Source organism: Mesorhizobium sp. M4A.F.Ca.ET.050.02.1.1 (genome assembly GCF_003997725.1).
In the GTDB taxonomy this organism is placed as follows: Bacteria; Pseudomonadota; Alphaproteobacteria; order Rhizobiales; family Rhizobiaceae; genus Mesorhizobium.
The window spans coordinates 1-7,717 of sequence record NZ_RZSG01000245.1; the positions used below are offsets into that span (position 1 = coordinate 1).

General features: G+C 61.9%; 8 protein-coding genes. 1 reads left to right on the forward strand and 7 read right to left on the reverse strand.

What is annotated here, in order from left to right; translation table 11 throughout:
- The 5 genes from EOA33_RS17390 to EOA33_RS17410 form a co-directional block, all read right to left on the reverse strand.
- A partial coding sequence (locus EOA33_RS17390) for a CmpA/NrtA family ABC transporter substrate-binding protein (RefSeq protein WP_190234292.1) occupies positions 1-731 on the reverse strand: 731 nt, incomplete at its 3' end.
- Between the two features lie 2 nt (positions 732-733).
- Positions 734-1,336, reverse strand: coding sequence for an ANTAR domain-containing response regulator (locus tag EOA33_RS17395; RefSeq protein ID WP_127406152.1), 603 nt, complete (start codon positions 1,334-1,336; stop codon positions 734-736).
- A 93-nt stretch (positions 1,337-1,429) separates the two neighbouring features.
- Positions 1,430-2,449 (reverse strand): hypothetical protein, encoded by a 1,020-nt coding sequence (locus EOA33_RS17400; protein WP_127406153.1) that lies wholly within the window; start codon positions 2,447-2,449, stop codon positions 1,430-1,432.
- A complete protein-coding gene (locus tag EOA33_RS17405; protein WP_127406154.1) occupies positions 2,446-3,273 on the reverse strand; it encodes a HEPN domain-containing protein in 828 nt (275 codons plus the stop codon). Before EOA33_RS17405 ends, EOA33_RS17400 begins: the two co-directional genes overlap by 4 nt.
- 264 nt (positions 3,274-3,537) lie before the next feature.
- Positions 3,538-4,971 (reverse strand): aldehyde dehydrogenase family protein, encoded by a 1,434-nt coding sequence (locus tag EOA33_RS17410; RefSeq protein WP_127406155.1) that lies wholly within the window; start codon positions 4,969-4,971, stop codon positions 3,538-3,540.
- A 339-nt stretch (positions 4,972-5,310) separates the two neighbouring features.
- Between EOA33_RS17410 and EOA33_RS17415 the strand changes: the two genes are divergently transcribed.
- On the forward strand, positions 5,311-6,321 hold the full coding sequence (locus EOA33_RS17415) for a YeiH family protein (RefSeq protein WP_245482352.1): 1,011 nt from the start codon (positions 5,311-5,313) through the stop codon (positions 6,319-6,321).
- A gap of 20 nt (positions 6,322-6,341) precedes the next feature.
- Here EOA33_RS17415 and EOA33_RS17420 read toward each other — a convergent pair whose 3' ends face one another.
- Together EOA33_RS17420 and EOA33_RS17425 are read right to left on the reverse strand one after the other, a co-directional pair.
- Positions 6,342-6,869, reverse strand: a complete 528-nt coding sequence (locus tag EOA33_RS17420; protein ID WP_127406156.1) for a GAF domain-containing protein — start codon at positions 6,867-6,869, stop codon at positions 6,342-6,344.
- 104 nt (positions 6,870-6,973) lie between these two features.
- On the reverse strand, positions 6,974-7,582 hold the full coding sequence (locus tag EOA33_RS17425) for a hypothetical protein (RefSeq protein WP_127406157.1): 609 nt from the start codon (positions 7,580-7,582) through the stop codon (positions 6,974-6,976).
- Between the last annotated feature and the right edge of the window lie 135 nt (positions 7,583-7,717).

Here is a 7,717-nt window from a genome sequence, read left to right on the forward strand (position 1 = left end):
TGCAGGGCCCTCAGCAGCGCCGCCAGCGCTTCCGGGTTCTCTTCGGCCCAGGCCTTGCGCGCGCCGACGACCTTCTCCGGACTGTTGCGCCAGAGCAGCGCCTTGACGGTGACGATATGGCCGGTGCCGGCGGCGACCGCGGCACTGTGCCAGGGCTCGCCGACGCAGTAGCCATCGATGCGGCCGGCGGCCAGCGCATCGGCCATGAAGGGCGGCGGCACGATGACGATCTCGATCTCGCGCTCGGGATCGATGCCGCAGGCGGCGAGCCAGTAGCGCAGCTCGTAATTGTGCCCGGAATGCGGATGCACGACGGCGAAACGCAGCGGCTCGCGGCCCGCAGTCGCCCGCTCGCGGATCAGCGCGCCAAGAGCGGCCCCTGCCCGCGCGGGATCGAGATCGGGTTCCGCGCCATGCGCCGCCATGCCGCCCCACACCGCGTTGGAGACGGTGACGCAGTTGCCGCCGAGGCTGAGCGAGAACGGCACGATCGTCTCGGAGGCGATGGGCGTGAGGCCGAGGCTGCAGGCGAGCGGCATCGGCCCCAGCATGTGAGCGACGTCGAAATGGCCGATGGCGATGCGGTCGCGGATGTTGGCCCATGAGGTTTCGCGGTGCAGGACGAGCTCGACGCCCTCGCGCGCGGCAAAGCCCAGCTCGCCGGCGGCGACCAGCACGGCGCTGTCGAAGAGCGGCATGAAGCCGGCGGTGACCTGGTGCGCAGCGGCCATGCTCATTCGTCCTCCAGCGGCCCGAGCAGCCCGGCGGCGGTCACCAGGCTCTGGGCGATATCGCTGATCTTGCGGTTCTGGTTCATCGCCGTCTTGCGCAGCAGCGCGTAGGCCGCCTCTTCGGAGAGACCGCGCGATTTCATCAAAATGCCCTTGGCGCGGTCGATGACCTTGCGGCTCTCCAGTTCGCTGCGCGCCTCCTCCAGTTCGCGCGCCATGCGCGAAAAGGCGTTGAAGCGGCTCACCGCCATGTCGAGGATCGGCTTGACGCGCTCCTGCCGCAAGCCATCGACGACATAGGCCGAGACGCCAGCCTCCACCGCCGCCTCGATCGAGGCCTGGTCGGAGCGGTCGACGAACATGGCGATCGGCCGCTTCACCGCGCGCGACAGCTGGAACATGTTCTCGAGCATGTCGCGGTTGGGATTCTCGAGGTCGATGACGATGACGTCCGGCTCGATCTCGGCAATGCGCCGCGCGATGCCGGCGACGTCATGGATGACCGTCACCCGCTCATGCCCGGCCTCTCGCAACCCGGCCTCAATAATCGAGGCGCGGATGCGGTTTTCGTCGATCACAAGGACGGCGAGCGAGGAACGGACCATGGCTTCAATATGTCGAAGCGGGGGGATTGTGCAATGCGGGATGGAGGCGGTAGCAAAAGGGGTACCATCGCCATCAAAGAGCCTTCCCCGCGTCTACCCCAGCCGTTGCCAGTTGCCCCCGATGTTTATCAGATATCCGGCCCGGACTTTTGGCATGCGTCTTTGGTCCTCCGGAATTATTCCGACGCCGACCGGAAAATTGCCCAACGCGGCGTGATTTTTTCCGGCAAGATGCAAAAGCATCGACTCTGTAATGTTCGCCAAGCTAGCAATCCAAACTGACATGAACGTGGTCAAGTCGCCTTCGTCGAGCGGTGTCTTGGAATTAACAACCTCAATCGTCGGACGGCTGATTGTGCCGTCTGTGTGCAGATGAAAATCGCGCACAACGATCCGCTGATCGACCTTCGGATGCTCAACGCAATGACGTATGTTGCGGAGCTGACGCGCAAATTCGGCAATCTCTCTCGCAAACCCTACTATCATATCGTTTGCGTCGAATTCTCCCTCAAGCGCCTTAGTGAACGCATCAGGCCACATTCCAGCGGCCTTCATCTGCCGGCCATAGAATAGGGTCGGGAGGCGAAATATGGCCTGTAGCGCATGCTCTGACTTCTGGATGAAAGTCTTTGCTCGAGCAATAACGTCCGGAACAGCTGGTAACCTGGTGGAGTCGTTTGCCGCCTTTACCGCTTCAATTTGCTTGTCTTCTGCTGCTACCAATTGCTCTAGGATTTCCTGCGCCGCAAGCAGCTCGATCATGATATCAGCGGCAATCGAAATGACTGCGTCTCGAACTTTTGCGTCGGGAAAATATGCTTTTGTGAAAAGCTGCCCGGCTGACAAAAGGGTCAGAGCCACGATGTCGGATTCCGACCCGGCGGGGGCAAACAATTGCTGAGTGTTTGGGATATTTATGTTTGTTCGATCTGGGTCAATCTGATCGGCAAGCTTGACCACGTAGATGGCCTTTTGTGTTACAATATAGGCCGCATCAGAAATTGGGATCGCATCAAGAACAGCTGTCCCGTCATCCTTCTCGCCAAAGGACATCGAAAAACCAGACTCTCGTTTTCGGTCGATGGGACGTTTAGTAGGCTTGGCCATCTTCATGTTTGGTTTGTGGTCAATTGCCCTTGCGCTGCGCGCTCACTAATCGCCTCACGGCAGGCTGCGGCAATTTCCTTCGGCACATGAACGTATTGTTCGACTCGATCAATAATTTCCGGATAGAGCCAAAGGGCCGAGTTGGTAAAATTTACCGGCATGGGAACTTTGAAGATCCGGTCCCGCTTGCGCTTGCCAAAGCAGAGATTCTTCCAAACCAAGCCAGAGCGGGCCGGGTGTTTTTCGTCGTCGAGTATGCGCTCGATAAATCCTGAACTAAGCCGAAACGCTTGGCGATTCGCCTCCGCATCTGCGACTTCTTTCAACCAAGGTTGGCGCTGTGCAGGTGTAGCCTCGCCAGATGGGCTGCGAGCTAGTCTCCGTTGACAGTATCTGCGGAGCTCCCAAACAGCACGATCGAGTCTATGCAGCTCATCCCCGGTGACAAATTGGGAACCTTCAAGGTAGCGCCAGCGGCCAATATTATCGATATAGACAACGAAGCGTCTGGTGCCATCGGATAGTTGGATTGGAAAGGGCAATCTTGCGTCCAGAAGCGCAAATGCTCGTTCCAGGCTATGTCCAATCCTTCTTGCCTTTACTCGATGCAGGAGCAGCAGAAATTTTGCATACTTTTCTAGGCACTGCTGGCTTTGCCAGAGGAACTGCGGAAACAACCGAGCACGGTGGCTGAGACGCGCACTGATATAGTCTTGGTCAGCGATGTGACGAAATGACGAGAGCGCGAAACGGTCAATGTTAAGCTCCTCATTGTCGCTCTCCGCACTTGGCGAGCTTAGATTGACCTCTTCCGCGATTTCAATTGACATTCGCCAGGCCCCCAGCCGAACAGGATGCTGGAACCTCCGAGAACGAGCAAGAGCCGGCCTCGTGGATAGACTACTGCCCCCAAGAATATTTGCATATTTATGGAAGGGGCGGTTTACCCTCGTGCATTCGGGATAAGTGAGACAAAGGCGCGGGAGGACGGCGGCAGTAAACAGTCGACTGCAGCGAATGAAAAGAACGGGGCCAATACCACGCCTTTCTTAGATTGCACCCGGGCCGTTGCGGCGTCGCCGATCAAGCGAACCCTACTCCGCCGCCTCGTACCCCGCGATGCCCTTGATCTCGAGAAAATCCTCAAGCCCATACTCGGCATACTCCCGGCCGTTGCCGGACTGCTTATAGCCGCCGAAGGGCAGGCCGGCGTCCCAGGTCGGGTAGTTGATGTAGACGTTGCCGGAGCGCATGCGGGCGGCGACCTGGCGCGCCTTCTCGATGTCCTTGGCCTGGATGTAGGAGGCAAGGCCGAAGACGGTGTCGTTGGCCTGCTCGACCGCCTGCTCGACCGTGTCGTAGGGCATGATCGCCAGCACCGGCCCGAAGATTTCCTCGGTGGCGATGCGCATGTCGTGGATGACGTCGGCGAAGACGGTCGGGCGGACATAGTAGCCGCGGTTGAGCTCGGCCGGGCGGCCGCGGCCGCCGGCGACAAGCGTCGCGCCTTCGTCGATGCCGCTCTGGATCAACCCTTGGATCTTGTCGAACTGCAGCTGGCTGACCACCGGGCCGAGTTTTGAACCGGGCGCGTCGGCCGGGCCGACGGTGAATTTTTCCGCCGCCGTTTTAGCATAGGCGGCCGCCTCGTCGTGACGGTCGCGCGGCACGAACATGCGGGTCGGCGCGTTGCAGGACTGGCCGCTGTTGCCGAAGCAGCCGGCGACGCCCTTGGTGACGGCCCTTTCGAGATCGACATCGGGGAACAGGATGTTGGCCGACTTGCCGCCGAGCTCCTGATGCACGCGCTTGACCGTGTCGGCGGCGGCCTTGGCGACCAGGATGCCGGCGCGGGTCGAGCCGGTGAACGACATCATGTCGACATCGGGATGGCTGGCCAGCGCCTGGCCGACGGTCGGGCCATCGCCGTTGACGAGATTGAAGACGCCCTTCAGCACGCCGGCCTCGTCGATGATCTCGGCGAAGATGATGGCGTCGAGCGGCGCGATCTCCGACGGCTTCAGCACCATGGTGCAGCCGGCGGCGAGCGCCGGGCCGACCTTGCAGGTGATCTGGTTGAGCGGCCAGTTCCATGGCGTGATCAGGCCGACGACGCCGATCGGCTCCTTGACGATGAGCGAGGAGCCTTTCACGTGGCGGAACTGAAAACTCTTCAGCACCTCGGCCATCTTCTCCAGATGCGCCTGGCCGACGCCAACCTGGCTGTCCAGCGCCATCTGGCGCGGCGCGCCCATCTCGCGCGAGATTGCCAGCGCCAGGTCCTTGCTGCGCTTCTTGTAGACCTCGATGACGCGGTTGAGGATATCGAGGCGCTCCTCAACCGAGGTGAAGCCGAAGCTGTTGAAGGCGCGCCTGGCGGCGGCTACCGCCTTGTCGACATCGGCCTTGGTGCCGAGCGAAATCTGCGCGAAGGCGTCCTCGGTGGACGGATCGATGACATCGAGATTATTGGGCACCACCGGATCGACCCAGGCGCCGTCGATGTAGAACTGCAGATTGTGAGACATGCTTTTCGCTCCCTGTGGGCCAGCGGGCTTCGCTTGTGGCGAGTGATCGTCGTATACGGCCAGAAATAACGATGCGGCAGCCGCCCTGTCAAACGCAAGCGGCGGTGATTGAGCCAGCGTGTGGAATTCGCCATCGATACCGCCCAAGACAATGCGGCGGTTTCGGGAAAACGACGTCTATTAAGACAGGACCGTGCTCAATCGTTCGGAAAACTCGATCATTATAACTCAAACAATTCGTTGGAAAGATTGGTTTCGGAATGGCATTCCCACGACGAAGGCGCCTGGAGAACCCCTTTGCCCGTCCTGCCCGCCACCGCGAACAATCTTCCAAACGGCCTGACCTCCACCGGCAGTAGCTCTGCCCTGACTTCGATCTCGTCCGGCGTCGTCCCGGGGCTTGTGCTGGCGGCGATGATCACCAGCGTCGCCTATTCGGCGCGCAATGTCTCCGGCTTTGCCCTGCTCAGCCCGATGATCCTCGCCGTGGTGGCCGGCATGATCTATTCCAACGTGCTCGGCACGCCCGCCCATGCCAAGGCCGGCATCGCCTTTGCGCAGCGCCGGCTGCTGCGCTTCGCCATCGTGCTGCTCGGCTTCCAGCTGACGCTCGGCCAGGTCGCGGCGATCGGCATTGGCGGCGTCGGCATCATTGCGGCCACACTCGGCGCCACCTTCGTCTTCACAATCACGCTCGGCCGGCTGATCGGCGTCGACCGCAAGCTGGCGCAACTGATCGCCGCCGGCACCTCGATCTGCGGCGCCTCGGCGATCGTCGCCACCAACATCGTCACCGAGGCGCGCGACGAGGACGTCACCTACGCGGTTGCCGCGATCACGCTGTTCGGCACCGTCGCCATGCTCGGCTTCCCGCTGCTGGCGCCGGTGCTCGGCCTCGACCAGCACGCTTTCGGCTTGTGGGCCGGCGCGTCAATCCATGAGGTGGCGCAAGTTATCGGCGCCGGCTTCCAGGACGGCGCCCAGGCCGGCGAGACGGCGACCGTCGCCAAGCTGACGCGCGTCGCCATGCTGGCGCCGATGGTGATCACGCTCGGCCTGATGGCACGCCGCGGCAACGCCGACAGCTCGGCCGCGAAGCCGCCGATGCCGTGGTTCGTCGTCGCCTTCGTCGCGGTGGTGGGGCTGAACAGCCTGGTCGCCATGCCGGCCGCAGTGCATTCGGCGATTGCTTTGGCCACCCAGATCATGCTGACCATGGGGCTCGCCGCCATGGGCCTCCAGGCCGACATCTCGCAGCTCCGCTCGCGCGGCCTGCGCCCACTCGTCTTGGCCTTCTCGGCCTTCCTGTTCATCGCAGCGTTTAGTCTGACGCTGGTGAAGTTCGCCTAGTGGGCATGTTGAGATTCAGGTCAGGCCGGCCTCATCTGAATATCAATGCCCTTATCCTCGAAGGAGCTTGCCGCGACAAAGATCGCGGCCAGCTTCTCGATGCCGGCCTGGTCGTCCTTGTCGAAGCGGCCGGGCAGCGGGCTGTCGAGGTCAAGCACGCCGAAGACGCCGTCATTGTCCCTGAGCAGCACCACCAGTTCCGAGCGCGAATCCGCGTCGCAGGCGATGTGGCCGGCAAAATCGTGGACGTCCTTGACCAGCATCGACATGCCCAAATCAACCGCCGTGCCGCACACGCCCTTGCCCACGGCGATGCGTACGCAGGCCGGCTTGCCCTGGAAGGGTCCGAGCACTAGCTCTTCATCCGATTGCAGGAAGTAGAAGCCGGCCCAGTTGAGGTCGGGCACCATCTGGTAGATCAGCGCCGAGGTGTTGGCTGCGTTGGCGATCGAGTCGCGCTCGCCGTCGAGCAACGCCTTCAGCTGCGCGGCGAGTTCATTGTAGAAGGCCGCCTTGTCCGTGCTCTCGATGGTCTTTGCCGCAAACATCGCCATGCCTCCGTTGCCAGGGCGCAGAAGAGCCCGCTCGGCTCTCTCTGCCACCAAGCGAGCGGCGAGACTATCATGAATTCCGCCGCGATTTCGGACACGTGTCAGTTTTGCCGCCGTCCAAACACGCGGGCGACGCGCGCAAACGGGCCGGACGTCGGTGCGGCCGGCTTGACTGGCGGCGGCGGCGCGGCGAGCTCGGCGGTGGGATGATTTCTCTCGTCGCCCGCCATCGCCATCAGCGCCTTGTAGATCTCGAAGCCGGATGCCGGCCGCGCGCCCTGCATTCGATGCCGGGTCAGTTCCGAACAGGTCGGGCTGCCGTCGGCGCCGATGAGCTCGCCCATGGTCAGCTTCTTAGTGAAGCCGAAGAGATCAAAGACCGCATATTTGGCGGCGTGGGCATCACAGGCGCGGCTTTCAGCCTTGGCATGGATCTCCAGCAATTGCGGGATCAGGAACTGCGCCTTTTCCGGCGAGGCTTCGCCCTCATAGGGCAGCAGGCTCCAGCCGGCCTCCAGCATCATCGTCCTGATCTTGTCGGGCTCGCGCCGAAGGGCGACGATGGTCGCGGGATCGACAAAGGCCGGGACATGGTTTCCCTGGACGTTATGGGCGATACCAACCTCGTCCAGCAAACGCTTGCACTCGGGAACGAGCCAGACGGCCTTCGGAAAAATCGACTGGAATTCGAAGTCGTAGTTCAGTTCCATCGGAAAGCCTCCGGCGTTTCATCACCTTGACCTTGCGTCAAGTCTCGCAATTTCCGCTTAAGGTTTGCCTATCTTGCTTGGTGAACGGCTGGTTGACCGGCGTCCCCGTTGCCAGCCGGCCGGGCCACCCGCTAC